Source organism: Egicoccus sp. AB-alg2, assembly GCF_041821065.1.
GTDB lineage: Bacteria > Actinomycetota > Nitriliruptoria > Nitriliruptorales > Nitriliruptoraceae > Egicoccus.
Map to the genome: position 1 here is coordinate 239,626 of NZ_JBGUAX010000003.1, position 24,961 is coordinate 264,586.

Here is a 24,961-nt window from a genome sequence, read left to right on the forward strand (position 1 = left end):
CCCGCTGCGGGCGGGGTGGCCGCCTGCGCAGGGGGCGTTCCGCCCCGGCACACGCTCCACTCGTGGGTCTCGCTTCGCTCGCCCCACAGCCCCTGCTCCGGCGACAACCCCGCCCTCCGCTCCCCTTGCCCCGGGCCACCTCGCCGCGCCCGCCAGCCACGTCGCCGCGGGAGACGGCAACGGTCGCGTCTTGCTGCCGGTCGGGGGCGCTCAGGTGCGACCGGTGCGTGCAGGCGCGACTGGGCTGCCTCGGCGCGCGTGGTTGCCGAGCTCCGCCGCTTCGTTCAGGCGAAGGGGAGGGTGGGGGTGCCTTCTTGACCGTCGAGGAGGCGGACGCGGACGCCGCAGTCGCGCAGGAAGTCGCGGACCTCGTCCCAGCCGTCGTAGCGGCCGCCGCCGGCGACGACCTCGCCGACGCCGGAGTTGGCGATCAGTTTCGCGCAGCCGAAGCAGGGGGCGCCGGTGCAGTACAGCGAGGCACCGCTGCGTTCCTCCGGCGAGGAGAACAGCAGGGCGTTGGCCTCGGCGTGGATGGCGATGCAGCGCTCGTAGTCGTGGCCCTGCGGCGCGTCGGACGCCGCCCGCGGGCAGGCGCCCTCGTCACAGTGCCCGAAGCCGGACGGGCCGCCGTTGTAGCCGGTGGCGACGATGCGCCGGCCCTGGACGATGACGGCCCCGTGCTTCCGACGGGCGCAGGTGGCACGGGTCGACGTGGTGCGCGCCAACTCGAGGAAGTACTCGTCCCAGGATGCCCGTCGCCCCACCACCACGCCCCCTCACCGAACGCCGAGGCGAGCCTAGCCACCCCACCCACCCCACCCACCGGCCGGCCCCCGGTCGCGCACACGCGCATCGGTCGCGGCTGACCGCCAGCGCCGAGCAGCGAGGCGCGACGGTTGCCGGCTCCCGCGACGACTACCGACGTCCGCGACGAGGCGGTCCGGTCGCGCCTACCCGCACCGGTCGCGGCTGACCGCCCCCGCCCGGCAGCCAGGCGCGACGGTTGCCGGCTCCCGCGACGAGGTGGCTGGCTCGCGCGACCGGGCCGCGCCGTATGGGCGAGGGAGCGGAGGGCGGGGTGGTCGCCGGAGCAGGGGCTGTGGGGCGAGCGAAGCGAGACACAGGAGTGGAGCGTGTGCCGGGGCGGAACGCCCCCTGCGCAGGCGGCCACCCCGCCCGCAGCGGGAGCACGGGACGTCCCGCCGGCGACTCACGGCGCCCGCAGCGAGCTCGGGTCAGAGGTTGCCGCGGCGGGCCTGGGCGCGTTCGATTGCCTCGAAGAGGGCCTTGAAGTTGCCGGCGCCGAAGCCGCGCGAGCCGTGCCGCTGGATGATCTCGTAGAACACGGTGGGCCGGTCCTGGACGGGCTCGGTGAAGATCTGCAGCAGGTAGCCCTCCTCGTCGCGGTCGACGAGGATCCCGAGCCGGGCGAGATCGTCCCACGACTCGTCGACGTCGCCGACGCGTTCCTTGGCCTCCGCGTAGTACTCGGCCGGGACCGGCAGGAATGACACGCCGTTGGCCTGCATGGTGCGCACGGTGCCGACGATGTCGCCGGTGGACAGCGCGAGGTGCTGCACGCCCGGTCCGCGGTAGGCGTCGAGGTACTCCTCGATCTGGGACTTCCTGCGTCCCTCGGCGGGCTCGTTGATCGGCATCTTGATGCGGCCCTGGCCGTCCCACAGGACCTTGGACATCAGCGCCGAGTACTCGGTCGAGATGTCGTCGTCGTCGAAGTGGCGCAGCTGCGAGAAGCCGAGGATCCGCTGGTAGAAGGCGGACCACTCGTCCATCTCGCCGTGTCCGACGTTGCCGACGACGTGGTCGATGGCGGACAGTCCCACCGGGCGCGCGACGGGGTCGTGCTGGACCTCCTCGAAGCCGGGCAGGTACACGCCGGAGTAGTCGTCGCGCTGCACGAAGGTGTGGACGGTGTCGCCGTAGGTGCGGATCGAGGCGCGCACCACCTTGCCGTGCTCGTCCTCGGTGACGGTCGGCGCGAGGTGCGGGCGGGCGCCGCGCTCGACCGCGAGAGCGAAGGCTCCCTCGGCGTCGGCGACCCGGAAGGCCACGTCGCGGATGCCGTCGCCGTGCCGCGTGGCGTGCCGGGTGACCTCGTGCTCGGGCGCGAGGCCGCTGGTGATCACGAACCGGATCGCCCGCTGCTGCAGGACGTAGGACGCTCGGTCGCGCAGGCCGGTCTCCGGACCCGCGTAGGCGACCAGCCGGAACCCGAAGGCGGACCGGTAGTAGTGCGCGGCCTGCTTGGCGTTGCCGACCCAGAATTCGATGGCGTCGTAGCCGAGCAGCGGTAGGTCGCGGGTGGTCACGGTGGGCTCCCTGTGGCGCGGACGACGGGTCACGTCGCTGGCGGGTCCGGGTGCGGGCCGGCACCTTGGGCGCGGGTCACGCGCCGAACCTGGTACCGACCGTCGATTCGGTCGAACAGGGCAAACCGCCATGGGTCGGTCGGCGGATGCACCATCCGGAAGCGTACGCACAGCGCGCGGAAATGCCGCGTTCCAGACACTTGGAAGCGGTGTCGGGCGCGGCTGTCGCAGCCGACCGAGCGTTCGGCGTGCACGAACGGTCGGTCGACCAGGAGCCCGTCAGGCGGGTGGGATCATCCCGGGAGGCAGGTCGGAGCGGCCCTGCAGCGGTGACAGCTCGAACTCCTCACGCCCGATCTGCAGGAACTCGACCGGCCGGTCGTTCGCGAGGTGCTGCTCGACGATCTGCGGCACGTCCTCGACCGTGACGCCGCCGTACCAGACGTCGTCCGGGGCGACGTAGATGCTGGGTCCGACCATGCACGGCTCGAGGCAGCCCGAGGCGACGACCTTCACGTCGACGAGCCCCTGCCGGCCGGTCTCCTCGCGCATCGCCTCGAACACGCCGGCCGCGCCGTTGCGGATGCACGAGGGGCGCGGGTGCTCCGGTGGACGTTCGTTGATGCAGACGAACACCCACTTCCTCGGCATCCCGACACGTGCCATTGGGCATCCTCCCGTCGTGGTCGTCTCCCGCGGGCACCGTAGCCTGTGGGTCCCCGAGCAGAGCGAGGGCCCGTGTCCCTGGCCGACGACCAGATCGACGACCTGCTGCGCCGTATCCGCCGGATCGCCGTGGTGGGCGCGTCCGACGACCTGTTCCGCCCCAGCCACGGCGTGATGCGGCGGCTGCTGGAGGCCGGCTACGAGGTGGTTCCGGTCAACCCCAACCACGTCGAGGTGCTGGGCATCCCGACCGTCGCACGGCTCGCGGACGTCGACGGCCGGATCGACCTCGTGGACGTCTTCCGCCGGGTCGAGCACACCCCGCAGGTCGCCCGCGAGGCGGCGGCCGTCGGGGCGGGTGCGCTGTGGCTGCAGTCGGGCCTGCGCTCGGCCGACGCCCGGCGGATCGCGACCGACGCGGGGCTGTCCTACGTGGAGGACCGGTGCCTGGCGGTGGAGGTCGCCGTGCGCGGGATCACCGCCCCGGCCGCCGCGAACGACTGACCCGCGCGCCCGCGTCAGCCCGACGCACGACCGTCGGAGCGGTACAGCGCCGGGTCGAGGAAGGCATCGCGGGCGAGCGAGCGACGCGCCTCCAGCACGTCGAGCACGTCGAGGAACTGCCGGGCAGCCGCCACGTCGTGGACCCGGGCGATGGTGTCGGCCACCCGCACCAGCGGCACCAGGGCCGCCAGCGTGCCGGGCAGCCGCTCGTGGGGCAGGACGCGGGCGATGGTGCCGATGAAGTCCTTGCGCGAGATGGCCACCAGGAGCGGGTTGTCGAACCGTGCCCGCAGCGCCGGCAGCCCCGTCAGCACGGCCACGGTCTGCGCCGGGGTCTTCGACAGGTCGATGCCGGGGTCGAGCACCACCCGCTCCGGCGCAACGCCGTGCGCCGCCAGCCGCTCGAGCTGGCGCGCGAACCAGTCACCGACCTCGACGACGACGTCCTCGTAGAGGTCCGGATCGGTCAGCCGCTGCTTCACGGGCCCGATGTTGTGCGTCAACACGAACTGGGCGCCCGTGTCGGCGACGGCCTCCAGCATCGCCTCGTCGTCGGTGCCGGAGTAGTCGTTGACGATCGTCGCCCCCGCGGCGATCACCCCGGCGGCGACGGCGGGTTTGTACGTGTCGACGCTGACGGTGATACCGCGGGCAGCGAGGGTCGCGACGACCGGACGCAGGACGGCGAGCTCCTCGTCCGCCGGCACGACCGGCGTGCTGGGCGACGCGCTCTGCGCGCCCAGGTCGATCACCTCGGCGCCCGCCTCGACCAGCCGCAGGGCGTCGGCGACGGCGTCGTCGCCGCCGTCCCCGTGCGTGGAGAACGAGTCGGGGTTGAGGTTCACGATGCCCATCAGGCGCGGGTTCACGGGCGCTCCGGTCCGGTCACGGTGGCCAAGGGTGCCCCGCGTCGCGCCGCCACGTGCAGGGCCACGGCCAGCACCTCCCGGGCGACCACGGACAGTTCGTCGACGTCCTTGTGGCGGTGCGCGATCGGTTCGAGCTCCACCTCGGCGACTGCGCTCGCGCCCGCGCGGGCCTCGACGCCCAGCAGCATCGACAGCTCGAGCCCGTAGCCGGGGTGCAGCTCGAGGTCGCGCACCGCCGCGGTGCGCACGGCGACCTGGCCGGACAGCGGGTCACGCAGGCCGGCCAGGCGGCTGCCGAGCAGCTCCAACGCCGGGCGCGCCACCAGTTCGCTGACGCGTCCGGAACGCACCGTGCCCGTCGCCGGGTCGAGCCGGCGGCACACGCCCTTGACCAGCACGACGTCGCCGCCCAGGCCGGCCGCCAGACGCCGCACGCTGTCGGGGTTCAACCCCTCGACGTCCGCGTCGAGCAGTACCACCTCGTCGGCGTCGGTCCAGCGCAGCAGCTGCGCCACCGCGTCGCCCTTGCCCTGCAGCGGACGGCCCGCCAGCCGGGGGCCGTCGACGACCTGGAGGTGGTGCTGCCTGGCGCGCTCGACCGTGCCGTCGCCGGAACCGCCGTCGAGCAGCACCGCACGGTCGACGATGCCTGCGGTCACGACGGCGTCGGCGAACGCGGCCAGCCGGGCGACGTGGCGACCCTCGTCCAGGGCGGGGAAGGCCAGCAACCTCACGGTGCTCCTCCTCGTCGCGGATCCCGGCGGCCATACTCGCGGGCACAGGCGTACCGGGAGTGACGATGTTCACCTGGATCGTGGTGGCGGTGACGGCGGTGGTGGCGGTCGCCGCGCTGGCGCTGCTGGTCGTGCGCGAGCCCCTGTCCAAGCCGCGGCAGGTGCCGCCGGTCGCCGGGCCGCACCAGGTCCGCCGCCGGTTCGGGTGGCGGTGGCCCGGCTACGACCCCGACGAGGTCGACGCGCACCTCGCGGCGGTCGACCGGGCGTGGCGCCGGCAGATGGAGGAACCGCGCGGTCGGGCGGGATCAGCTGAGGAACTCGAGGATGGCGGCCGCGACGGCGCCGGGCGCCTCGACGGGTGACCAGTGACCGACGTCGGGGAGCACCTTCACGCGGCTGACGGGGATGGAGGACTTCAGTTCTTCGGCCATGGCCAGGGGCGTGGACCGGTCGTGCGCGCCCGTCACGATCAGCGTGGGCTGGCCGATCTCGTCGCGGCGGACCCTTGGCGCGGTCGCCAGTGCCCGGCACGACTTGGCGTAGCTCTGCGGGTCGTTGCGCAGGAACAGTTCGCGCAGCAGCCCGACCGTGCCGGCGTGGGTGGCGTGGGTCTGCGGCGAGACGGCACCCTCCAGCCAGGCGTCGACCAGCGGCTCGAGCCCGTCCTTCTCGACGACGTCGGCGCGCTCGCGGTAGGCGTCCGCGGTGGGCGGCTGGAAGTAGGAGATCCCGCCGAGCAGCACCAGCTGGTCGCAGGTCTCCGGGCTGGTCTGGGCCAGGTGCTGGACCACCAGCGTTCCCAGCGAGTGGCCGACGAGCGTGACGGCCGGCAGCTCGAGATGGCGGATCAGCTTCTGCACGTCCTTGGCCCAGCCCTCGATGGAGAACTTGCCGCGGCCCTGGCTGCGGCCGTGACCGCGCAGGTCCAGCGCCACGCAGTGGTGGTGCTGCTTCATGGCCTGCATCACGCCGTGGAAGACGTTGGCGCTGCCACCGAGGCCGTGGACGAACACGACCGGTGGCCCCTCGCCGTAGCTGTCGTAGTGCAGGGTGTTGCCGTCGATGTCGGCGAACATGCAGAAGTCCTTCGTCGTCGCCCTGGTCGCGGCGCCCCGCGGCGCGCGCCCGAGCGGGCGGTGGAGGCGGTCTGTCGGGCACGGCCCGGCCGCGGCGGGCGGCGGCGGCCGCCCGATGGCGCGCAGAGCCTAGCTACCCGCGGCGGGCCCAACCGCCGCGCCCATGGGCCCCGAACGGGCAGAGACGGTGTCGGTCCTCACGCGGGCGACCCGCCGCCGAAGACGACGACGAGGTGATCACGTGCGTTTCGAGGTGGTGCGCGAGGTGGCGGCCCGGCCCGAACGGGTCTGGGACGCCCTGACGGCCTGGGAACGGCAGCCCGAGTGGATGCTCGACGCCAAGGCGGTCGAGGTGTTGACGCCCCGGCGCGAGGGCGTCGGCGTGACGTTGCGGTGCCCGACCAATCTGCTCGGCGTGACGGTGCAGGACGTCATGCGGGTGACGGGCTGGGACCCGCCGCGCCGTCTGGAGGTGACCCACCTCGGCGCGGTCATCACCGGGACCGGCGCCTTCGAGCTGGAGGCGCTGCCCGACGGCCGGACGCGGGCGACATGGTGGGAGGCGGTCGACCCGCCGCTCGGGCGGCTGGGGGAGTGGGGCGCGAGCGTCCTGGTGCGCCCGATCCTGCGCCGCGTCTTCGGCCGGTCGCTGGCCAACCTCGCCGCGCTGGCCGAGGCGCAGGCCGGCGGGCGGGCCGCCTGAGACGGCGGCGCGCCCGCTTGCCGCGGTCAGCTACGGGTGGGAGCCGGCTCGTGCGGCAGGTGGGTGAGGTCGACGACCTCGCGGACGCCGTCCACGTCGGCCACGGCGCGCAGCAGGTCGCGACGCTGGGTGTCCGTGTCGAGCTGGCCGCGGATCTCCACGATGCCGCCGTCGCGGACGGTCGTGACGACCTTGCTGGTGTCCACCCCGGCCGGGCCGAGGGCCTGCGAGCGGACGCGCTCGAGGAGCACGGCGTCGCTGACCGGCGTCACCTCGGGGACGGCGTCGATCGCGGCACCCATCGCGCGCTGGGTCACGTCGCGGCCCGTGTCGATCGCCTGCTCCTGCGCGTCGCGCTTGCGGGCGGCAGCCCGTTGCGCGAGCTCGGCCCGGCGGGCGTTGCCCCGGTCCGGGTCGGCGAAGTAGGCGGCCACGGCCCCCAGGACGGCGCCGATCCCGAGCCACAGCAGCCGGGTGCCCCAGCCGGCGCCGCCGCCGTCCGGTTCCGGCGTCAGCCCGAGGTCCTCGTCGGGGATGATCAGGGCGTGCTCGGCGTGGTGCATCGTCGTCTGCTTCCTTCACGAGGGGACGACGCACGAGGCAAGCGCCCACGCCCGCGGCGCGCCACCGACGAACGAACCCCCGCGGTCCGGCCCACCACGACCGGTCGGTTCACACGGCCGCCTGCGGGCGGGTGCGTCGGGCCTCGACCTCGTCGCGGAAGGCGGCCAGCGGGACGACCCGCTGCTCGACCGAGCCGCGGGCGACGATCGTCGCACCGTGGCGGGTCAGCACCTCGCAGACCAGTTTCGTCGGGGCGACGGTGGCGACCGTCGCCGTCAGCACCACGGTCTCGCCGATCGGCACCGGGGCGCGGTGGATGAGGTCCACGCCGGCGCCGACGCCCTCCTCGCCGGACTCGAGATGGGGCACGAGCAGCGCGCGGGAGACCTGCTCCATGTGCTGCACGAGCGCCGCGGTTCCATAGACGGGGTGGATCTGCTCGCCGGCCACGATCGCGGCCATGTCCGGGGTGACGGTCACCTCGAGGGTGGCCGTCGCGCCACGTGGCGGTCCGACTCGCATGGGGCCAGGTCCCTTCCGCTTCGACTCCAAGGGCCGACCGCGGCGGTCAGCTGCCTCCGAAGAACCGGTGCAGCGTACGCCGAACGGCTCCGGGACCGTCATCCTCGAAGCGCACGGCCGCCCGCTCGCCGCCGACGGGCGTCGCGGGCGGTTCGTCCCCGGGCGGTGAGCTGACCGCGACGACGATGAGAGGATCCGGCGCCCGGTTGTCGATGCCGTGCACGACACCGGCCGGCACCAGCAGGGCGCCCATGGGGTCGAGGCCGACCTCACCCTCGTCGGTGACGAACCACGAACGTCCGCCGACGACCGTGTAGGTCAGGTCGCGGTCGGCCTCGTGCAGGACGGGCGTGGCCTGCTGCGGCTCGATGCACCACAGGTCCAGCGCCAGCCGGTCGGTGGCGAACACGCGGACCCGGGTGGCAGCACCCTCGGAGAAGTCCACGTAGTCGCGCAGGTCGACCGGCAGCACGTCCTTCCCGAGCATCGGCTCGGGCGCGTCCGGCGTCGGCTCGGGCGGACCCGGCGTCGGGTCGGGCGGGGTGACATCGTCCATGGCGGCCCATCGTAGGGGCGCGCCCGATCACTAGGCTCGCCGGTCGATGCCCACCACTCCGAGGAGTCCGTCGTGCCCCGCGTCGACCTGACCGCCGACCCGCTCGCCCGCAGCGACGCCGCCATGCTCGCCGTCGCCGCTTTCGCCGGCGACGGCGACGACGCGCCCCCCGTGCCCGCCGACGGAGCCGGCGCACTCGGCGAGGCACTCGGCATCGACCTCGCCGCCGAGTTGCAGGCCGTCGGGTTCTCCGGCTCGCCGGGCGAGGTCGTGCGGATCCCGACCCGCGGCGCCGTCACCGCCAGCACGGTGGTGGTGGTCGGGCTGGGTGCTGCCGATGACGCCACCGCCGACCACCTGCGGCGTGCGGCCGCGGCCGTCGCCGGTGCCGCCGAGCGGGTGGAGACCCTGGCCACCGACCTGCCCGCGGCCCTGGACACCGCCGAGGCGTCCGACGCGGCGGCCGCGGTCGTCGAAGGGCTGCTGCTCGGCAGCTACCGCTTCGGCACGTACCGGTCCGAGGCACCGGTGCACCGCCTCGAGGCGGTGACGCTGCACGTGGGCGACGCCGACGCCGCTGGCGACGCGGTGGCCGCCGCGCAGGTGACGGCCGACGCGACGCTCTTCGCCCGCGACCTGGTCAACACCCCACCGCAGGACAAGCGCCCACCCGCGCTGGCGGAACGCGTCGCCGAGTCGTTCGCCGACAGCGACGTGCAGGTCCGGATCCTCGACGAGCAGGCGCTGGCCGACGGCGGCTACGGCGGCATCCTCGGCGTCGGGCGGGGCTCGTCCGAGCCGCCACGGCTGGTGGAGCTGACCTACGCGCCCGACGGCGCGTCTCGCCACGTCGCCCTGGTCGGCAAGGGCATCACCTTCGACACCGGCGGCATCTCCCTCAAGCCGTCGGAGGCGATGGAGACCATGAAGATGGACATGGCCGGTGCCGCGACGGTCGCCGCGGTCGTGCGCGCGGCCGCCGACCTGCGCCTGCCCGTCAAGGTCACCGGTCTGCTGGCGCTCGCGGAGAACATGCCGTCGGGTACGGCGACCCGTGTCAGCGACGTGCTGACGATGAAGGGCGGCAAGACCGTCGAGGTCATCAACACCGACGCCGAAGGGCGGCTGGTGTTGGGCGACGCGCTCGTCCACGCCAGCGAGCAGGGCCCCGACGCGATCGTCGACATCGCCACCCTCACCGGCGCGGCCGTCGTGGCGCTCGGCGAGCGCATCGGCGTCCTCATGGCGTCCGACGACGCGCTGGCCGGCGACCTGCTGGCCGCGTCGCGGCGCACCGGCGAGGCGTTCTGGCAGCTGCCGCTGGCGACCGAGCAGTACGGCGAGCGGCTGGAGGGCGCCATCGCCGACCTGCGCAACGCCGGCAGCCGGTCGGCGGGGACGATCTTCGCGGGCCTGTTCCTGCACGAGTTCGTCGGGGACGGCATCCCCTGGGCACACCTCGACATCGCCGGCGTCGCGTGGACGGACGAGCCGTACGGCTACCACGCCAAGGGTGCCACCGGGGTGCCGGTCCGGACACTGGTGCGCTGGCTGCAGGCCGGTTGAGCGCGGTGGAAGCCGGCCGGCGCGGCTACGTCCTGCTGGTCAACGCCGCGGCCGGCAGCGCCGAGGACGCCGCCATCGACACGGCCGCGGCCACGCTGCGTGACGCCGGTCACGACGTCGAGGTCCGCGCCTGCGGGCACCCGGACGACGTGGATGCCGTGATCGGCGACCTGGCCGGCCGCACGCTGGTGGTGTGCGGCGGTGACGGGTCCTTGCACGTCGCGGTCACGCGCCTGCGCGCGACCGGGCACCTCGACACCTCCGTGGCGCTGCTGCCGCTGGGTACCGGCAACGACTTCGCCCGGGCCATGGACCTGCCGCTGGAGGATCCGGCGGCCGCCGCGGCCCGCATCCTGGACGCGTCCTCGCGGCGGATCGACCTGCTCGTCGAGGCCGGCGGCGAGCGCGTCTGCGTCAACGCCCTCCACCTCGGGCTTGGCGCGACCGCGGCCGTGCGCGCCGAGGCGCTGAAGGACACGCTGTCCGACCTCGCCTACCCGGTCGGGGCGCTGCTGGCGGGGCTCACGGAGGGCGGTACGCCGGTCCGGGTCACCGTCGACGGCCGCGAGCTCGCCGACGGCCCCACCCTGCTGGTCGCCGTGTGCAACGGCCCCGGCTTCGGTGGTGGCGCGCTGGCCGCGCCGGATGCCGACCCGACCGACGGCCTGCTCGACGTCGTGGTCTCGCAGGCCACCGGGCCGCTGGAGCGGGCCGCCTTCGGGCTCGCGCTGCAGCGCGGCACGCACCTTCAGCGCGACGACGTCGTCCTGGCCCGCGGCCGCGAGGTCACGGTCGAGGGCGAGGGCCTCCGCGACGACGTCGACGGCGAGCTGGGTGAACCCGACGACGCCGCCCGGACCTGGCGGGTCGAGCCGCGCGCCTGGACCTTCCTGGGCTGAGCGCGTCCGTCGGGTCAGGCCGGCTGGGCGACCTTCTGCAGGAAACGTGCCCGGTCGACGAGGACGCGGCGGTGGCGGATCTTGGCGATGGTCTCGCCGCCGTCCTCGACCAGCACGTTGAACTCCAGCCGGCGGCCGTGGTGGCCGATGAGCGTCGCGTGCGCACAGACGGTGTGACCGACCGGGGTGGCCTTGAGGTGCTCGACCTCGGCCCAGGCACCCACCGACGTCTGCCCCTCGGGCAGGTCGTCCGCGATCGCCTGCACGCAGGCACTCTCCGCCAGCGCCAGCAGCGCCGGCGTGCCCAGCACGGGCACGTCGCCCGAGTCGAGCCGCTCGGCAGTGTGCTCCGGCGCGACGGTCAGCTGTCGGTTGCGCTTCAGACCGGGGTCACAGTGACCCATGGTGACATCACCTCGTCCACAGACGACGTCCGGGCAGGCCGCCCGGACCTGCCGAGCGTACCCCTCGCCGGTGCGGCTGTCCGTGGACGCGGCGCGGCGAGCGCGCCGCAGGTGCCCGGCCGGTCACCGGTCGAGGGGCGGGGAGCGCGGTGGTCGAACAGGCAGCGGGTCGAACCCGACTGGCCTCCGGACGGTCCCCGGCGTCTTCCCGGCGCCCGCATCGGCTTGCAGTATCGAACCGACCGCGGTCGGGGGTTCGCGGACGGCGTTCGCACCCGGCGGCGCCGGCAGACGTCGAAAACGAGGTACTCGACATGACCTACCCACCCAACGACCCGAACCGACCGCCCGAGCGCGAACGCGAGGTCATCGTCACCAACGGTGGTGGTGGCGGCGGCGGGGCCGGCACCGCGATCGCCGTGATCGTGGCGATCGTGGCCATCGTCATCCTGCTCTTCGTCTTCCTCGGCGGCCGTCTCGGTGGCGGCGGCGAGGGCGACGGCGGCACCACCGTCGACGTCCCCGACGAGGTGGACATCAACGTCGACGCGCCCGACGGCGGCGGCGGTGACGGTGGCGGCGAAGGCGGCGAAGGCGGCGAAGGCGGCGAAGGCTGACCCACCCCCTCCTCCCAACTCTCCCGGACGACGCCCACGGCACCTCGAGGCCGTGGGCGTCGTCGTGTCGCGGCGGGCGAGCACGGCGCACGCGGCCGCGCCGGTTGGCCAGATCGGGGTGACGGCTGGCAGGCTGCGCGCCCGCGCCCGGTCGCTGCCGGACGCGTCCGGGGCGGTGCCCCCGTGGGACGACGTGTCCCGCCGCCCGCCCGTTCCCCGCAGCCGAGGAGTCGTCGCCGTGGAGGCCCCTGCCGCCGTACTCGCGCTGGTGCTGGCCATGACCGCCGTCGGCGGGGCCGCCCTGGTCTGGTTCTTCCCGACGTGGGGCGCCGTGCGGCACGGCTACGAGGTGCTCAGCGGCGCCCTGGTCGCGCTGCTCGCCTGGGGAGCCTGGGGGTCGCTACGTGCGCCCGTACGCACCCTCGAGGGCACTGCGCAGGCCGCCGACGGGGAACGCGCACTCGTCCTGCTGCTGGCCATGACGATCCTGACGGCGCTCGCGACGCTGGTGCTGGCCGTGCCGCTGCCGCCGGTCCTGGGGCGGGTGCTGGGCAGCCTCGGCGCGCTGGTCGGACTGGCCTCGTTCGTCCCGCTGGCGGCGATCCGCGCCGCCCGCGACGGCGCCGGCGGGCTGCCCCAGGGCGTGGTCGAACTGCTGCTCGGGTCGCTGCTGCTGGGCGGGATCTGGGCCGGCATGGTGCTCGGCCACTGGTACCTCGTCGAGCGGCGGCTCTCCAACCGCTACATGGTGCTCATGGCGTGGACCAACGTGGCCGCCGTGGCGGCCGGGATCGCGTCGGTGCTGCTGTCGGGCCGCAACCCCGCGCCCTGCGAGGGGCTGGCGGGGCCCGACTTCGAGGCCTGCGCCCGCACCTTCTCGCCGATCCTGCGCATCGGCTCCATGACGCTGATCCTCGGCCTGGGTGTGCTGGCGCTGATCGCCCTGATCGCAGGATTCAACGTCAAGCTCGCGCGTGAAGGCGGCCGCAGCATCCAGGCCTCGACCGGGATGTTCTACCTGGCCGTGATCCTCGCGCCGGCCGCCGAGTTCGCCGCCAAGGTGCGCTTCTACTGACCGGTCGCTCGCCGGGTCGCCGGCGAGCGACGGCGGACCGGCGGACCCGACGTGCGCCGGCGGGCGGCCGCGGTAACGTCCGCCTCGCTCACCTCGGCCCGACGTGGGCCACCAGTTCGTCCGGTGACACCTCGATTCCTCTCGGTCCACGGCGGTGACGCCCTCGGGGGCCGCGCGGCGGGCGCGCCTGCGCTACGACCGCGCGATTCGGTGGCCGACGGGGTGACGATTGTCCTTGACACGGCGGGCGCCGTCTATCCTCCGCGCCGCTCGACCGGCTGTATCGCCGTCCTCGGAGCGTCCTGTGCCTCAGCACCCGTTCGCAGCACCCGCCCTCGTGCGGGAGGGCTCCGCCCGTCACACGCCGTCCACCGGGACGGCGGCGTCGACGACCGCCAACGGCGCGCGCCGAGGGATGCCGGCCCCCAGCTGGGACGAGATCGCCGAACAGTACGGCGACATGGTCTTCACGATGGCCTATCGGCTCACCGGCGACCGTGACGAGGCACGCGACCTGGCCCAGGACGTCTTCGTCCGCGTCTACCGCAATCTCGACCGCTACCGGCCCGGCACCTTCGAGGGTTGGCTGTACCGGATCACGAAGAACCTGTTCCTCGACCGGGTGCGCCGCCACACCCGCGTGCGGCTCGAGCCGCTGCCCGACGAGGAGTGGAAGCAGCCCAGCGAGTCGGAGCCCGGCCCGGCGGAGACGATCGAGGCGGGCGTCCTGCGCAGCGACCTGGAGACCGCCCTGGAGGAACTCGCGCCGTCCTTCCGGACCGCGGTGATCCTCTGCGACGTCCAGGGCCTGAGCTACGAGGAGATCTCCGACGCGCTCGGCTGGCCGATCGGCACCGTGCGCTCGCGCATCCACCGCGGCCGCAAGGCGCTGCGCACCGCCCTCGAGGCGGAGGCGCGCCATGGCTGAGCGGCACGTCACCGGCGACCGCATCTCCGCCTTCCTCGACGACGAGCTCGACGAGGTGCGGGCCATGGCGGTCACCCGTCACCTGGCCGACTGCGACACGTGCCTCGGCGAGCTCGAGGCGCTGCGGCGCACCCGCGACTCGCTGCGCCGCTGGGCCGCCACGCCCGCGCCGGTCGTCCCGCTCGGTGCGATCGAACCCCCCGGTCTGGTGAAGAAGGTCTCGCGCGGGTTGCGGGTGGCATCGGCGAGCCTGCTGGCCACCGTCGCGCTGGCCGGGGTCGCCTACCTCGTCGGCGAGGACACCGGCGAGGTCGTCCCGCCCGCGGAGCTGTTCCTGATCGACCACCTGGCCCGCACCGGCGACGGCCCGATGCCGGCGCCGTTCGGTCTCGACGACCGGTGAGGACGCGGTTCCTCACGTCGTTGATCGGCCTCGCCCTCCTCGCCGCGCCCGCCAACGCCCTGGCCGCGACGCCGACGACCGCCACGGCCGGCATGGTGTGGCTCGAGCGCGCCGTCGCCGCCGCGCGCGAGGTGCCGCACAGCGGGCGACTGCTGGTCGCCTCGTTCAGCCGTGAGGGTCCCCAGCTCACCGAGGTGCAGGTCACACGCGGCGTCGACGGTGGCCTGACCGTCACCAAGGAGGACGGCTGGGAGGTCGGTCGCGTCGGCGAGGAGGCGTTCCTGCGCTCGTCCGGGACGCTGCTGCGGCTGGGTGGCATGGAGCGGGGCTCGGCCGTCGACCTCGAGCGGCTCGACGACAAGTACACGGTCGCCGTCGACGACGAGCCCGTCACGCTGGACACCGGCCCGGCGCGGGTCCTGCGGCTGCGCGAGCACGGCGACGACCGCGACCGCGAGGTGCTCTACCTCGACGTCGACACCGACCTGATCGTGCGGCGCGAGACCTTCGACATCGATGGTGAGCCGCTGCGGGTGGTGGCCTACACGGAGCTCGAGGTGGTCGACGCGCGCGTCGTGGCCCCCGACCCCGAAGGACTGGAGGTCGAGGCCTTCTCGCTCACCCGGGCCGACCTGGCCGACTTCCGTGCCCGCGGGTTCGTTGCTCCGGAGGCGCTGCCGGCCGGCTATCGGCTGCTGGGCGGCTTCGAGCGGCCCGAGGCGTCCGTGCCGACGCTGCACCTCGTCTACGGCGACGGGCTGTACACCCTGTCGGTCTTCGAACAACAGGGGCGGCTGGCCCAGCAGGCGCTCGACGGGGCGGCGCTGCTGAAGTCGCCAGAGGGGGGAGCCGTCTGGCGGCTGCCCGGCTCCGAACCACGTCGGGTGATCTGGCGCGGCGACGACCGGACGTTCACCGCCATCACCGACGCACCGGTCGATGAGCTGTTGACCGTCGTGACCGGTTTGCCCAATGACCCGGCACCCAGCATGCTGGGACGGCTCACACGAGGCATCGGCCGCGTGGGGCGCTGGCTGTGGCCACTCGACCGGAGCGAGACGTGAGCTACGACCGCGAGGAATGGCGCCGTCCGTGGCGTGGCGAGGAGACCCCCGGCGCGTTCGGGGGTGCCACGCCGTTCGGGCGCGAGGCCAGCCGTGTCGCCGACGCGGAGACCTCCGCCCCCGACGAGCCCACGGCGTCACCGCCCGACGGCGCGCCGGTGGCCACGGACGAGGTCGGACCCGCGGTGCGCGATGCCGGGACCTGGCCCGATCGACCGCAGTTCGTGCCCGGCCGGGTCGACACCGCCCGCCTGGACGCCCCCGGCGCAGGGTCGTCGGTGACCGAACCGATCGCGCGCTTCCCCCAGCCGCCACCGTCGGGCTGGTCCGAGGCGTCCGCCGGGCCCGGCTCGCCGGCGGGCTCGGTCCGCCCACCCGACACCACCGGCACGGTCGACGCGCCGGAGAAGCGCGGCCGGGGCCGTGGCGGCGTGCTGCTCGCGCTCGTGGCCGCGCTGATCGGCGGGATGATCGGCACGGCCGCCACCCTCGCGCTGGTGCTGCCCGGCGGCGACGCCGGCCCCTCGCCGATCTCGGCGCCGGCCATCGAGGTGGAGGGGGACCTCGGCGCGGTGGTGCCCGCCGTCGCGCAGGCCGTGACCCCGTCGGTGGTGCGGATCGACGTCACCGGCGTGCCGGCCGCGGGGCCGGCGATCGGGGGCACGCCCGCACTCGGTTCGGGGGTCATCTACCGCTCCGACGGCTACGTCCTCACCAACCACCACGTGGTCGACGGCGCCGACGACGTCCGGGTGCGCCTGTCGAGCGGTGACGTCCTGGACGCCGAGCTGGTCGGCTCCGACGAGCTCAACGACCTCGCGGTGCTGCGCGTCGAGCGCGACGACCTGCCCGCGGTCAACCTGCGCGACACCGTCGACGAACCGCTCATCGTCGGTGAGCAGGTGGTCGCGATCGGGTCCCCGTTCGGGCTGGACGCCTCGGTGACGTCCGGCATCATCTCGGCCCTCAACCGCGAGATCCGTGTCGACGAGCAGGACAACGCCGCGCTGGTCATCCCGTCGGTCATCCAGACCGACGCCGCCATCAACCCGGGCAACTCCGGGGGCGCGCTGGTCGACGCCCGCGGCCGGCTGGTCGGGATCAACACCGCCATCCTGACCCGGACCGGCGCCAGCCAGGGTGTCGGGTTCGCCGTGTCGGCCGAACAGGCGATCGTGTCGGCGGACCAGCTGATCGAGGCCGGCTTCGTCCGGCATCCGCTGCTGGGCATCTCGGGCATCGACGTGACGCCGGAGACGGCCGAGGAGTTCGGCCTCGAGGCCCCGCGCGGCGCGCTGGTCGACTCCGTGCAGGACGGCACCGGCGCGGCCGAGGCCGGCATGCGACCCGGCGACATCATCGTCGAGGTGGACGGCGAGCCGCTGGCGACCATGTCCGAGCTGGTCGCCGAAGTCCGCCGCCGCCAGCCCGGTGAGGTGGTCCAACTCGGCGTCGTGCGCGACGGCGAGGAACTGACGGTCGACGTGACGCTGGGCGAGCGGCCGCGCTGACCCGCGCACGGGCGGGACGGTGCCGGGTACGCGGCTAGGCTCGGGGTCGTCCGTCCCGACTGCGAAGAGGTCGTCGCCGTGCCGGGCCCGCAGGAGCTGCTCGTCATCGCCGTCGTGGCGCTGCTGGTGTTCGGCCCGGACAAGCTGCCGGACCTGGCCCGCAACGCCGCCCGGCTGCTGGCGCGTTTCCGCTCGGAGACCCAGCGCAGCGTTGCGGAGTTCAAGCGGGCGGCGGACCTGGAGGACCTCGACCGGGAGATCCGGGGCATCAGCCGCGAACTACAGGACACCAAGCGGGCGGTGACGCAGCCGTTCGACGACGCGTTCGCCGACGCGGCCGGCACGGCCCGCCGGCCGGGCAGCGCGGTCGGTGGCCCCCGTTTCCGACCCGCCGACGACCCGCCGCCGTTCGACCCCGAGGCGACGTGATGACGCGCGAACCGCTGCCGACGCCGACGGTGGGGCGCCGCACGCAGACGGCCGCGGCCCTCGCGATCCTCGCCTCCTACGCCGCCGTCAAGTCCGGCCGCTCCAGCACCCTGGACCGGCGGGCGGCCAAGGCACTGGCCTACCCGCTCGGACGCCGCGTCGACATGCTGGTGGCGGCCGGGACGGACCTGGGCTCGGTCTACGGCCTGGCCGGCATCGTCGGCGTCCTGGCCGCCAGCGGCCGCCGCCGGGCCGCCACCGACGTGGCACTCGCGGGACTGGCGGCGTGGGGCGCGGCGCAGGGCACCAAGCCGCTGATCGGCCGCGAGCGGCCCTACGTCGTCGAGGGCGCCGACCGCCTGGTGGCCGTTCCGGCGGGATCGTCATGGCCCAGCGGGCACGTCGCCGTGGCCGGCGCCATGTCCAGCGCGCTGGTCCCGCACGTGGGCCGCGGCCGGCGTCGGTGGCTGCACCTCGGTGCCGCCGCCGTGGCGGTGTCACGGTGCTACGTCGGCGTGCACCACTTCACGGACGTCGTCGCCGGCTGGGGTGTCGGCGTGCTCTCCGAGGCGCTGACCCGCGGCGCCCGGCGGGGCTGGGCCCACCGGCGCCGCGGGTGATCCGCGCGTCGGGCTAGGAGACGCTCAGCGGCAGCGAGCGGCCGACGATCGACTGCTTGCGCTGCGCCAGCTGCTGGGCGACCTGCTTGATCGCGATCGAGGCCGGCACGTCCGGGTTGGACAGCACCAGCGGCAGGCCGGCGTCGCTGCCCTCGCGCAGCCGCGGGTCGATCGGGATGCGTCCGAGCAGGTCGGTGTCCAGCGCCTCGGCCAGCTCCTGGCCGCCGCCCGAGCCGAACACGTCGTGCGTCGACCCGCAGTCGGGGCAGGTGAAGGTGGCCATGTTCTCGATCACGCCGGCGACCTTCATGCCGGTCTGCTCGGTGGCCTTGCCCGCCCGAAGCGCGACCTTCTGGGCCGCCTGCTGGGGCGTCGTGACCACGACCATGTCGGCATTGGGCAGCATCTGGGCCAGCGAGATGGCGATGTCGCCGGTGCCCGGCGGCAGGTCGCACAGCAGGAAGTCGAGCTCGCCCCAGTGGACGTCGGAGAGGAACTGCTGCAGCGCCCGGTGCAGCATCGGGCCGCGCCAGATCACCGAGCGGTCGGGGTCGGTGAAGAACCCGATCGAGATCACCTTGCAGCCGTGGGCCTGCAGCGGCATGACCATGCCCTCGAACGCCACCGGCTTGCCGGAGACGCCGAGCATGCGGGGGATCGAGTAGCCCCAGATGTCCGCGTCCAGCACGCCGACGTTGTGCCCCTGCTGTGCCAGTGCCACGGCCAGGTTCACGGTGACCGACGACTTGCCGACCCCGCCCTTGCCGGAGGCGACGGCGATCACCTTGGTCGGCGAGTCGGCCGAGGCGAAGCTGATGTCCATCTGCGGGTTCGCGGCGCCGCGTTCGGCTCGCAGGTTGGCCGACAGCTGCTGGCGCTCGGTGTCGGTCATCGAGCCGAACGCGACCTGGACGTCGTCGACGCCCGGCAGCTGCCGCACGGCGTTGGTGACGTCGCGGGTGATGCGGTCCTTCAGCGGACAGCCCGGCACCGTCAGCTTGATCTTGACGCCGACCCGGGACCCCTCGATGACCACCTCCTCGACCATGCCGAGCTCGGTGATGGGCTTGTCGATCTCCGGGTCGTCGACGGTCGCGAGGACCTCGAGGACCTGCTCCTTCGTGGGCACACCGGATCCATTCCGTGTCTACGAGCGGTGGGCGTGGAGGCGGCGCCGGCCGTCCCCTGGCCACGCGCGGTGCGTGGCGCCAGGGTACCGAGCGGCCCGCTGTAGCCTGCGCGCGCCCTCGCACCCCCGAATCTCCCACCGGCCCGCCCGTGACCGTCTCCCGCTCCCGCTGCCGGCGTCTCGTCGCGCTGCTGGCCTGCGCGCTCGCGCTGGCCGGCTGCCGCCTCGACGTCGGCGGTGAACTCGCCGTCGAACGCGACGGGTCCGGGACCGTCGGCGTGGTGCTTTCCCTCGATCCGGAGGCGGTCGCGCGGCTCGACGAGCTGGCGCTCGACCCGTTCGCGGAGCTGTCCGCCGCGGCGGTGGACGCCGACGGCTGGCAGGTCACCCGCGCCGGGAGCGAGGACGGCGGCTCGCAGGTCCGGCTCACGCACGCCGCCGGCGATCCGCAGGCGCTGACCGACGCGTTCCGCGACCTCGTGGCCGGCCTGTCGGACGACGACCCGGCGCTGGTGGTCGACCTGGACCTCGTCGTCGAGGGCGGTGGTGCGGCGCGCCTGGACGGCACGGCCGGGCTGCGGCCACCGGCGACGGCCGGGGCTCTGCAGGACGGCGAACCCATCGGCCCGTCGGGCGAGGAGCTGGCGGCCCTGGTCGACGAGGCCGTCACCGCCACGCTGCAGGTCCGTTTGCCCGGACCGGTCGTCGAGCACGACGCCGACGAGGTGGTCGGCGGCGGGTTGTTCGTCACCAGCCCGGCCCAGACGCTGACGTGGGACGTGCCCGTCGGTGACGTGCGCACGGTCACGGCCCGGTCCGACGCTCCGCCGGTGCTGACGCTGCCCGTGATCGCCGGCGTCGCCGTAGCGTCGCTGGTGCTCGTCGGGGTCGTGATCTGGTGGTGGCGGCGCCGGGGCTGAGCACGGCGTTCGGGCCGGCGTCGCCGGCGCGCCCGTGCAGCGCCGGTCGGCTCAGCCGCGCGGCGTGAGCTCGACCACCTTGCAGTGCTGCTTCCAGCGCTGGAGCGCGGCGTCGCCGTCGGGCAGGTTCAGGCGCGTGCCCAGGCCGAGTGCCGCGATCTTGTCGAACTCCGCGTCGTCCTCGACCACCCGTACGTCGCAGTCGAGCTCGCCGATGGTGGCCTTGATGTCCTTGGACTTCACCACGACCGTGACGACGTCGTTGCGCTCGAGGTTCGGCAGTTCCTGCTCGGTCTCGCCCTTCACGACGAACAGCTTCTGCCCCTGCTGCACGTACCACGCCGGCCGCGAGATCGTGGAGCCGTCCGGCTGCGGGATCCGGATCCAGCAGATCGAGCCCTTCTTGAGGGCCGTCTCCGCCGCCTCCAGCAGCACGCCGGCGCTGGTCACCGACTCCGGCGCGTCGATGAACACGGGGATGCGGCCCGCGATCTGGCCGTCGAGGTAGAAGACCAGCGTGTGCTCGGCGCTGGAGGTGATCGGGACGCGCTCCTCCACGCGACGGCGGAACAGGTCCTCGAACATCGCGCCGCGCAGCTCGACGTAGCGCGGCGGGGACTCCCAGATCACGGTGCCGTCCGGGTCGACCAGCACCAGGACCTCTTCGTAGGTTCCCTGCGAGCCCTTGTAGACCCGGTTGATGCCGAAGGGCTGCGACGTGCCGGGCAGCTCGCCGAGGACCCGGATGACCGGATCGGCCACGCCGGTCGACTCGTGCTTGTCGATGTCGAACGCCATGGCGGACATCAGCTGGACCCGGGCCATGGGGCTTCCCTCTCGGCGGATCGTGGCGGATCTGGCGGCAGCCGCTGGTACTCGCGGCAGCGGCGAACGGTGCCTGCGGAGCGCCCGGAGCATAGCCGCGCGGGCGTCGGCCACCCGAAGCGCCGGGGGGGCGTGGCGACCCGGGACGTCCGTCCGCTTCGCGTCGCTGGTGGTTCCCGGCCCGATCGGACCGTGGGCTAGCGTCGGATCACCCCACGCCGCCGAGGAGGAGTGGTCCCGTGAGCACGGAGCTCGACGCGCTTCGCAAGATCGTCCGCGACTTCTGCGACCGCGAGATCCGCCCGTACGCGCGCGACCGCGACCGCGAGGAGACCTACCCCTCGGAACTGATCCCGGGCCTGGCCGAGCTGGGCATCCTCGGCGCCGCCGTCCCCGAGGAGTTCGGCGGTGCCGGCCTCGATGCCGCCGGCTACCGCATCGTCATCGAGGAACTGGGGGCCGCCGACTCGTCGATCCGGTCGCTCGTGTCGGTCAACGTCGGCCTGGTCGGCAAGAGCATCAACCGCTGGGGCACCGACGAGCAGAAGCAGCGGTGGCTGCCCGGTCTGTGCCGCGGCGAGCTCGGTGCGTTCGGACTCACCGAGCCCGGTGCCGGGTCCAACCCGTCGCAGATGACCACCAAGGCCGTGCGCGACGGCGAGGAGTGGGTGCTCGACGGCGCCAAGATCTTCATCACCAACGGCAGTCGCGGCGCCGTCACCAAGGTGTTCGCGCGGGCGATCGTCGACGGCGAGGACCGCGGCATCACCTGTTTCCTCGTCCCGCAGGACACGCCCGGCTACCAGGGGCGCGCGATCCACGGCAAGCTCGGCCTCCGGGCAGGTGACACGGCCGAGATCGCGCTCGAGGGCGTCCGTGTCGGTGACGACGCCGTCCTCGGCGAGGTCGGCGGCGGCATGAAGGTGGCGCTCTCCGCCCTGGACGACGGGCGCTTCTCGCTGGCGTCCGGCGCGGCCGGCCTGGCCCGCGAGGCCCTCGAGGTGAGCCTGCGCTACGCGGACGAGCGCGAGCAGTTCGGCGCGCCGATCGCCTCCAAGCAGCTGGTGCAGGAGCTGCTGGCCGCCATGCACGTCGACGTCCAGGCCTGCCGTGGCCTGCTGGACCAGGTCGTCGCCAAGCTCCAGACGGGGGAGCGGGCCACGCTGGAGATCTCCACCGCCAAGCTGTTCTGCACCGAGGCGTCGGTGCGCTGCGCCGACCGCGCCGTCCAGGTCCACGGCGGCTACGGCTACATCGACGAGTACCCCGTCCAGCGGATGCTGCGCGACGCGCGTGTCACCACGCTCTACGAGGGCACCAGCCAGGTCCAGCACCTCATCATCGGACGCATGCTCACCGGCCACAACGCCTTCTGATTCGATCCCACCCGCCACCCCGATCGTCTCGCTCGCTCCGCTCGCTCGTTGCCTCGCCTGTTCGATCCCACCCGCCACCCCGATCGTCTCGCTCGCTCCGCTCGCTCGTTGCCTCGCCTGACGATCCGGGAACGGCGGCTACCTTGAGCCGCCATCTCGACGGGGAGTCATCCGTGGCCGGATTCGACCTGCACACGCACAGCACCTATTCCGACGGCACCACCACGCCGGAACAGAACGTGCGGGACGCGGTCGCCCTCGGACTCGACGGGCTCGGCATCACCGACCACGACACCACCGAGCCGTACGAGGCCGCCCGAGCCGCGGCGGACGGCACCGGCCTGGAACTGGTCCTCGGCACCGAGTTCTCCGCGGAGCTCGACGGTCACTCCGTCCACGTGCTCGGGTACTGGATCGACCCCGGTCACGGTCCGCTCGTCGACGAGCTCGACCGGCTGCGCAACGAACGGCTCCACCGGGCCCGGGCCATCGTGGAGAAGTTCAACGGCCTCGGCGTCGAGGTCACCTTCGCCCGGGTCCAGGAGCTGGCCGGCGCCGCACCCATCGGCCGGCCGCACATCGCCCAGGCCGTCGTTGAGGCCGGCGCCGCACCCGACACCCGTACGGTGTTCGACACCTGGCTCGCCGACGGCGGGCCCGCCTACGTGGAGAAGCACGCCGTCACGCCCGAACGCGCGGTCGAACTGCTGGTCGCCGCCGGCGGGGTGGCGGTGCTCGCCCACCCGGGCCTGTACGGCACGCGCGGCGAGCCGGGCACGGGCGCGGTGAACGGCGGCCGCGCCTCGGGTCCCGGCCTGGACGCCGAGGTGGTCGAGCGCATGGCCGCCGTCGGCCTGGCCGGCATCGAGGCCGACCACCCCGACCACACCGACGAGCACCGCGCCCGCTACCGCGACCTGGCGGGCGCGCTCGGGCTCGAGCGCACCGCCGGCTCGGACTACCACGGCGCGGGCAAGGACAACCAGCTCGGCTCCGCGACCACCGACCGCGAGGTCGTCGAGCGCCTCCGCGCCTGGCGGCGCGCCTAGGCTCACCCGCCGGCGGACCGCCGGATTTCCTGGCCGCCCGGCTTCCACCCCCGGTCTTTCCATGCGACACTGGCCGCAAGGACAGGGACCGGTCGGACACCGCATGCGGACGGGTCGGGCGGTGTCCGACCACCCGGCCGGTCGGCCAGACTCCCGGCGGTCGGCGCGATGCACGCGCCGGGCGTGCAGGCGGCCCGGCAGACCGGCGGCCGGCCCGAACGTTGATGTGGAGGAACCCCAGTTGGAGCCCCAGCAGGTCCAGAAGGCACAGAAGATCGTTCCCGTCCCGACGCTGCACTTCGGGGAGGGCGCGCTGGCGGGGCGGGTGGTTCGGCTCGACCGTGACGTGGCCACCATCGGCCGTCGCGAGGACAACGCCTACGTCATCCCGGACCCGCGCGTGTCGCGCCTGCACGCCGAGATCCGCAAGGAAGCCAGCGCCGTCATCGTCACCGACCTCGGCTCCAGCGCCGGCACGAAGGTCAACGGCGAGGAGATCAACGGCCCCGCCGTCGTCCGGCACGGGGACCGGGTCAGCTTCGGCCCGGTGACGGCGACGTTCGAGGACCCCGCGGCCGCGTCCCAGGCCGAGGACGCCACGATGGTGTTCGAGGTCCCCAAGGTGGAGACCGGCCCGCACCTCTCGCCGCGCCAGCAGCAGGTCCTGGAGCTGATGGCCGAGGGCATGACCAATGCGGAGATCGGTGAGCAGCTCGGCGTGACCGAGCGCACCGTCAAGGCCTACGCCCAGGAGCTGTACGACAAGCTGGGCGTCCGCAACCGCGCCGGCGCCGTCGCCGAGGCAGCGAAGCTCGGCCTCCTGTAGGAACCGCTCGACCACTCCCGACGTCGACGGCCCCCGGGGCCGGTCGTCGGGGGGACCTTGCTGCTCGACCCTGAGGGGTCTGCGCTGCGCGAGCCCCCCGCCGAACCGGACCCGGGGGCCGTCTCCTCTCCCGAGGTGTCTCGATGGACCTGCAGGTCGTCTTCGACGCTGGGTTGGCGGTGCAGGCGTTCGTGACGTTGTTGGTCATCATGGACCCGTTGGGCAACGTGCCGGTGTTCCTGGCGCTGACGGCGAACGACACCGCTGCCCGGCGCCGCCGGACCGCCCGTCACGCGATGACCGCGGCGGCGGTGATCATCTACCTGTTCGCCTTCTTCGGCACGCAGATCCTCGCCAGCCTCTCGATCGGGCTGCCGGCGCTCCAGGCCGGCGGCGGGGTGGTGCTGTTCCTCACCGCCCTGGAGATGCTGAAGGGCGACATCCTGGTGCCCAGCAAGGCGGAGGGCGTCAACGTCGCCGTCGTGCCGCTCGGCGTGCCGCTGCTGGCCGGCCCGGGTGCGATCTCCGCGGCCATGGTGTTCATGAGCGAGACGGGCACCGGCCGGATCGACGTCGGCCGGCAGCTGACCGTGGCGCTCGCGATCGGCGCGGTGCTCCTGGTCGTCTACCTCACCATGCGCTACGCCGAGGTGCTCGAGCGGCTCCTCAAGGACAACGGGATCCACCTGGTGACCCGGGTGATGGGGATGTTGCTGATCGCCATCTCCATCGAGCTGGTCGCCACCGCCGTGCAGGCGTACGTCGACGGCGCTTCCGCGCTGCCGTGATGCAC

Annotated in this window: 30 protein-coding genes; 18 read left to right on the top strand and 12 right to left on the bottom strand. The window is 73.8% G+C overall.

Translation table 11 applies throughout. The features are described from left to right. Positions 1 to 284: 284 nt before the first annotated feature. The 3 genes from ACERM0_RS06390 to ACERM0_RS06400 form a co-directional block, all read right to left on the bottom strand. Positions 285 to 770, bottom strand: coding sequence for a cytidine/deoxycytidylate deaminase family protein (locus ACERM0_RS06390; protein WP_373677714.1), 486 nt, complete (start codon positions 768 to 770; stop codon positions 285 to 287). A gap of 465 nt (positions 771 to 1,235) precedes the next feature. Continuing rightward, positions 1,236 to 2,330, bottom strand: a complete 1,095-nt coding sequence (gene hppD, locus ACERM0_RS06395) for a 4-hydroxyphenylpyruvate dioxygenase (protein ID WP_373677715.1) — start codon at positions 2,328 to 2,330, stop codon at positions 1,236 to 1,238. Between the two features lie 279 nt (positions 2,331 to 2,609). Beyond that, positions 2,610 to 2,996 (bottom strand): ferredoxin, encoded by a 387-nt coding sequence (locus tag ACERM0_RS06400; protein WP_373677716.1) that lies wholly within the window; start codon positions 2,994 to 2,996, stop codon positions 2,610 to 2,612. Between the two features lie 72 nt (positions 2,997 to 3,068). On the opposite strand from ACERM0_RS06400, the gene ACERM0_RS06405 reads away from it, so the two are divergent. Then, a complete protein-coding gene (locus tag ACERM0_RS06405) occupies positions 3,069 to 3,500 on the top strand; it encodes a CoA-binding protein (RefSeq protein ID WP_373677717.1) in 432 nt (143 codons plus the stop codon). A gap of 14 nt (positions 3,501 to 3,514) precedes the next feature. Here the strand turns inward: ACERM0_RS06405 and folP are convergent, their stop codons facing one another. Together folP and ACERM0_RS06415 are read right to left on the bottom strand one after the other, a co-directional pair. Further along, positions 3,515 to 4,369, bottom strand: coding sequence for a dihydropteroate synthase (folP, locus tag ACERM0_RS06410; protein ID WP_373677718.1), 855 nt, complete (start codon positions 4,367 to 4,369; stop codon positions 3,515 to 3,517). Continuing rightward, the gene (locus ACERM0_RS06415; protein ID WP_373677719.1) at positions 4,366 to 5,103 is read right to left on the bottom strand and encodes a hypothetical protein; all 738 of its coding nucleotides are present in this window, start codon (positions 5,101 to 5,103) and stop codon (positions 4,366 to 4,368) included. Before ACERM0_RS06415 ends, folP begins: the two co-directional genes overlap by 4 nt. 65 nt (positions 5,104 to 5,168) lie before the next feature. On the opposite strand from ACERM0_RS06415, the gene ACERM0_RS06420 reads away from it, so the two are divergent. Continuing rightward, positions 5,169 to 5,468, top strand: a complete 300-nt coding sequence (locus ACERM0_RS06420) for a hypothetical protein (protein WP_373677720.1) — start codon at positions 5,169 to 5,171, stop codon at positions 5,466 to 5,468. Here ACERM0_RS06420 and ACERM0_RS06425 read toward each other — a convergent pair. After that, positions 5,412 to 6,182: an alpha/beta fold hydrolase gene (locus ACERM0_RS06425; RefSeq protein ID WP_373677721.1), complete on the bottom strand. Its 771-nt coding sequence runs from the start codon at positions 6,180 to 6,182 to the stop codon at positions 5,412 to 5,414. The genes ACERM0_RS06420 and ACERM0_RS06425 overlap by 57 nt on opposite strands. Positions 6,183 to 6,423: 241 nt before the next feature. Between ACERM0_RS06425 and ACERM0_RS06430 the strand changes: the two genes are divergently transcribed. Next, a complete protein-coding gene (locus ACERM0_RS06430) occupies positions 6,424 to 6,885 on the top strand; it encodes an SRPBCC family protein (protein ID WP_373677722.1) in 462 nt (153 codons plus the stop codon). A gap of 26 nt (positions 6,886 to 6,911) precedes the next feature. Here the strand turns inward: ACERM0_RS06430 and ACERM0_RS06435 are convergent, their stop codons facing one another. The 3 genes from ACERM0_RS06435 to ACERM0_RS06445 all read right to left on the bottom strand — a co-directional run bounded on the left by ACERM0_RS06435 (position 6,912) and on the right by ACERM0_RS06445 (position 8,527). After that, positions 6,912 to 7,448 carry a BON domain-containing protein gene (locus tag ACERM0_RS06435; protein WP_373677723.1) on the bottom strand — a complete coding sequence of 179 codons (537 nt, stop codon included), beginning with the start codon at positions 7,446 to 7,448 and terminating at the stop codon, positions 6,912 to 6,914. Between the two features lie 109 nt (positions 7,449 to 7,557). Then, positions 7,558 to 7,971: a thioesterase family protein gene (locus tag ACERM0_RS06440; RefSeq protein ID WP_373677724.1), complete on the bottom strand. Its 414-nt coding sequence runs from the start codon at positions 7,969 to 7,971 to the stop codon at positions 7,558 to 7,560. A gap of 46 nt (positions 7,972 to 8,017) precedes the next feature. Continuing rightward, entirely contained in the window at positions 8,018 to 8,527 is a 510-nt protein-coding gene (locus ACERM0_RS06445; protein ID WP_373677725.1) for a hypothetical protein, read from the bottom strand. A 72-nt stretch (positions 8,528 to 8,599) separates the two neighbouring features. Between ACERM0_RS06445 and ACERM0_RS06450 the strand changes: the two genes are divergently transcribed. Together ACERM0_RS06450 and ACERM0_RS06455 are read left to right on the top strand one after the other, a co-directional pair. Further along, the gene (locus ACERM0_RS06450) at positions 8,600 to 10,093 is read left to right on the top strand and encodes a leucyl aminopeptidase (RefSeq protein WP_373677726.1); all 1,494 of its coding nucleotides are present in this window, start codon (positions 8,600 to 8,602) and stop codon (positions 10,091 to 10,093) included. A 5-nt stretch (positions 10,094 to 10,098) separates the two neighbouring features. Continuing rightward, positions 10,099 to 10,992, top strand: coding sequence for a diacylglycerol kinase family protein (locus ACERM0_RS06455; protein ID WP_373677957.1), 894 nt, complete (start codon positions 10,099 to 10,101; stop codon positions 10,990 to 10,992). Between the two features lie 14 nt (positions 10,993 to 11,006). Here ACERM0_RS06455 and ACERM0_RS06460 read toward each other — a convergent pair whose 3' ends face one another. Continuing rightward, complete coding sequence (locus ACERM0_RS06460) at positions 11,007 to 11,396, bottom strand: thioesterase family protein (protein WP_373677727.1); 390 nt, start codon at positions 11,394 to 11,396, stop codon at positions 11,007 to 11,009. Positions 11,397 to 11,710: 314 nt separating this feature from the next. Here ACERM0_RS06460 and ACERM0_RS06465 point away from each other — a divergent pair, with 314 nt between their 5' ends. From ACERM0_RS06465 to ACERM0_RS06500, 8 genes are all read left to right on the top strand, one after another. Beyond that, positions 11,711 to 12,013, top strand: coding sequence for a hypothetical protein (locus tag ACERM0_RS06465; RefSeq protein WP_373677728.1), 303 nt, complete (start codon positions 11,711 to 11,713; stop codon positions 12,011 to 12,013). 238 nt (positions 12,014 to 12,251) lie between these two features. After that, entirely contained in the window at positions 12,252 to 13,088 is an 837-nt protein-coding gene (locus ACERM0_RS06470) for a hypothetical protein (protein ID WP_373677729.1), read from the top strand. A gap of 415 nt (positions 13,089 to 13,503) precedes the next feature. Then, the gene (locus ACERM0_RS06475; protein ID WP_373677730.1) at positions 13,504 to 14,016 is read left to right on the top strand and encodes a sigma-70 family RNA polymerase sigma factor; all 513 of its coding nucleotides are present in this window, start codon (positions 13,504 to 13,506) and stop codon (positions 14,014 to 14,016) included. After that, positions 14,009 to 14,419: an anti-sigma factor gene (locus tag ACERM0_RS06480; protein WP_373677731.1), complete on the top strand. Its 411-nt coding sequence runs from the start codon at positions 14,009 to 14,011 to the stop codon at positions 14,417 to 14,419. Before ACERM0_RS06475 ends, ACERM0_RS06480 begins: the two co-directional genes overlap by 8 nt. After that, positions 14,416 to 15,483, top strand: coding sequence for a hypothetical protein (locus ACERM0_RS06485; RefSeq protein WP_373677732.1), 1,068 nt, complete (start codon positions 14,416 to 14,418; stop codon positions 15,481 to 15,483). Before ACERM0_RS06480 ends, ACERM0_RS06485 begins: the two co-directional genes overlap by 4 nt. Beyond that, entirely contained in the window at positions 15,480 to 16,994 is a 1,515-nt protein-coding gene (locus tag ACERM0_RS06490) for a trypsin-like peptidase domain-containing protein (RefSeq protein ID WP_373677733.1), read from the top strand. Before ACERM0_RS06485 ends, ACERM0_RS06490 begins: the two co-directional genes overlap by 4 nt. 78 nt (positions 16,995 to 17,072) lie before the next feature. Then, positions 17,073 to 17,423, top strand: coding sequence for a twin-arginine translocase TatA/TatE family subunit (locus tag ACERM0_RS06495; protein WP_373677734.1), 351 nt, complete (start codon positions 17,073 to 17,075; stop codon positions 17,421 to 17,423). Then, entirely contained in the window at positions 17,423 to 18,043 is a 621-nt protein-coding gene (locus tag ACERM0_RS06500; protein WP_373677735.1) for a phosphatase PAP2 family protein, read from the top strand. Before ACERM0_RS06495 ends, ACERM0_RS06500 begins: the two co-directional genes overlap by 1 nt. Positions 18,044 to 18,056: 13 nt before the next feature. On the opposite strand, the gene ACERM0_RS06505 is transcribed toward ACERM0_RS06500, so the two are convergent. Beyond that, positions 18,057 to 19,172 (bottom strand): Mrp/NBP35 family ATP-binding protein, encoded by a 1,116-nt coding sequence (locus ACERM0_RS06505; RefSeq protein ID WP_373677736.1) that lies wholly within the window; start codon positions 19,170 to 19,172, stop codon positions 18,057 to 18,059. Between the two features lie 149 nt (positions 19,173 to 19,321). Between ACERM0_RS06505 and ACERM0_RS06510 the strand changes: the two genes are divergently transcribed. After that, on the top strand, positions 19,322 to 20,092 hold the full coding sequence (locus tag ACERM0_RS06510; RefSeq protein ID WP_373677737.1) for a hypothetical protein: 771 nt from the start codon (positions 19,322 to 19,324) through the stop codon (positions 20,090 to 20,092). Between the two features lie 51 nt (positions 20,093 to 20,143). Here ACERM0_RS06510 and ACERM0_RS06515 read toward each other — a convergent pair whose 3' ends face one another. Beyond that, entirely contained in the window at positions 20,144 to 20,917 is a 774-nt protein-coding gene (locus ACERM0_RS06515; RefSeq protein WP_373677738.1) for a hypothetical protein, read from the bottom strand. Positions 20,918 to 21,156: 239 nt separating this feature from the next. Here ACERM0_RS06515 and ACERM0_RS06520 point away from each other — a divergent pair, with 239 nt between their 5' ends. The 4 genes from ACERM0_RS06520 to ACERM0_RS06535 all read left to right on the top strand — a co-directional run bounded on the left by ACERM0_RS06520 (position 21,157) and on the right by ACERM0_RS06535 (position 24,956). After that, positions 21,157 to 22,293, top strand: coding sequence for an acyl-CoA dehydrogenase family protein (locus tag ACERM0_RS06520; RefSeq protein WP_373677739.1), 1,137 nt, complete (start codon positions 21,157 to 21,159; stop codon positions 22,291 to 22,293). Positions 22,294 to 22,466: 173 nt separating this feature from the next. Continuing rightward, on the top strand, positions 22,467 to 23,342 hold the full coding sequence (locus ACERM0_RS06525; RefSeq protein ID WP_373677740.1) for a PHP domain-containing protein: 876 nt from the start codon (positions 22,467 to 22,469) through the stop codon (positions 23,340 to 23,342). Between the two features lie 241 nt (positions 23,343 to 23,583). Further along, positions 23,584 to 24,168, top strand: a complete 585-nt coding sequence (locus tag ACERM0_RS06530; protein ID WP_373677741.1) for an FHA domain-containing protein — start codon at positions 23,584 to 23,586, stop codon at positions 24,166 to 24,168. Positions 24,169 to 24,311: 143 nt separating this feature from the next. Then, the gene (locus ACERM0_RS06535; protein WP_373677742.1) at positions 24,312 to 24,956 is read left to right on the top strand and encodes a MarC family protein; all 645 of its coding nucleotides are present in this window, start codon (positions 24,312 to 24,314) and stop codon (positions 24,954 to 24,956) included. The last annotated feature ends 5 nt before the right edge of the window (positions 24,957 to 24,961 follow it).

Coding starts and splice junctions, on each gene's coding strand:
- ACERM0_RS06400 (WP_373677716.1), bottom strand. CDS start 2,996: ATGGCACGTGTCGGGATGCCGAGGAAGTGGGTGTTCGTCTGCATCAAC.
- ACERM0_RS06440 (WP_373677724.1), bottom strand. CDS start 7,971: ATGCGAGTCGGACCGCCACGTGGCGCGACGGCCACCCTCGAGGTGACC.
- ACERM0_RS06465 (WP_373677728.1), top strand. CDS start 11,711: ATGACCTACCCACCCAACGACCCGAACCGACCGCCCGAGCGCGAACGC.
- ACERM0_RS06500 (WP_373677735.1), top strand. CDS start 17,423: ATGACGCGCGAACCGCTGCCGACGCCGACGGTGGGGCGCCGCACGCAG.
- ACERM0_RS06425 (WP_373677721.1), bottom strand. CDS start 6,182: ATGTTCGCCGACATCGACGGCAACACCCTGCACTACGACAGCTACGGC.
- ACERM0_RS06535 (WP_373677742.1), top strand. CDS start 24,312: ATGGACCTGCAGGTCGTCTTCGACGCTGGGTTGGCGGTGCAGGCGTTC.
- ACERM0_RS06475 (WP_373677730.1), top strand. CDS start 13,504: ATGCCGGCCCCCAGCTGGGACGAGATCGCCGAACAGTACGGCGACATG.
- ACERM0_RS06515 (WP_373677738.1), bottom strand. CDS start 20,917: ATGGCCCGGGTCCAGCTGATGTCCGCCATGGCGTTCGACATCGACAAG.
- ACERM0_RS06460 (WP_373677727.1), bottom strand. CDS start 11,396: ATGGGTCACTGTGACCCCGGTCTGAAGCGCAACCGACAGCTGACCGTC.
- ACERM0_RS06420 (WP_373677720.1), top strand. CDS start 5,169: ATGTTCACCTGGATCGTGGTGGCGGTGACGGCGGTGGTGGCGGTCGCC.
- ACERM0_RS06445 (WP_373677725.1), bottom strand. CDS start 8,527: ATGGACGATGTCACCCCGCCCGACCCGACGCCGGGTCCGCCCGAGCCG.
- ACERM0_RS06435 (WP_373677723.1), bottom strand. CDS start 7,448: ATGCACCACGCCGAGCACGCCCTGATCATCCCCGACGAGGACCTCGGG.
- ACERM0_RS06480 (WP_373677731.1), top strand. CDS start 14,009: ATGGCTGAGCGGCACGTCACCGGCGACCGCATCTCCGCCTTCCTCGAC.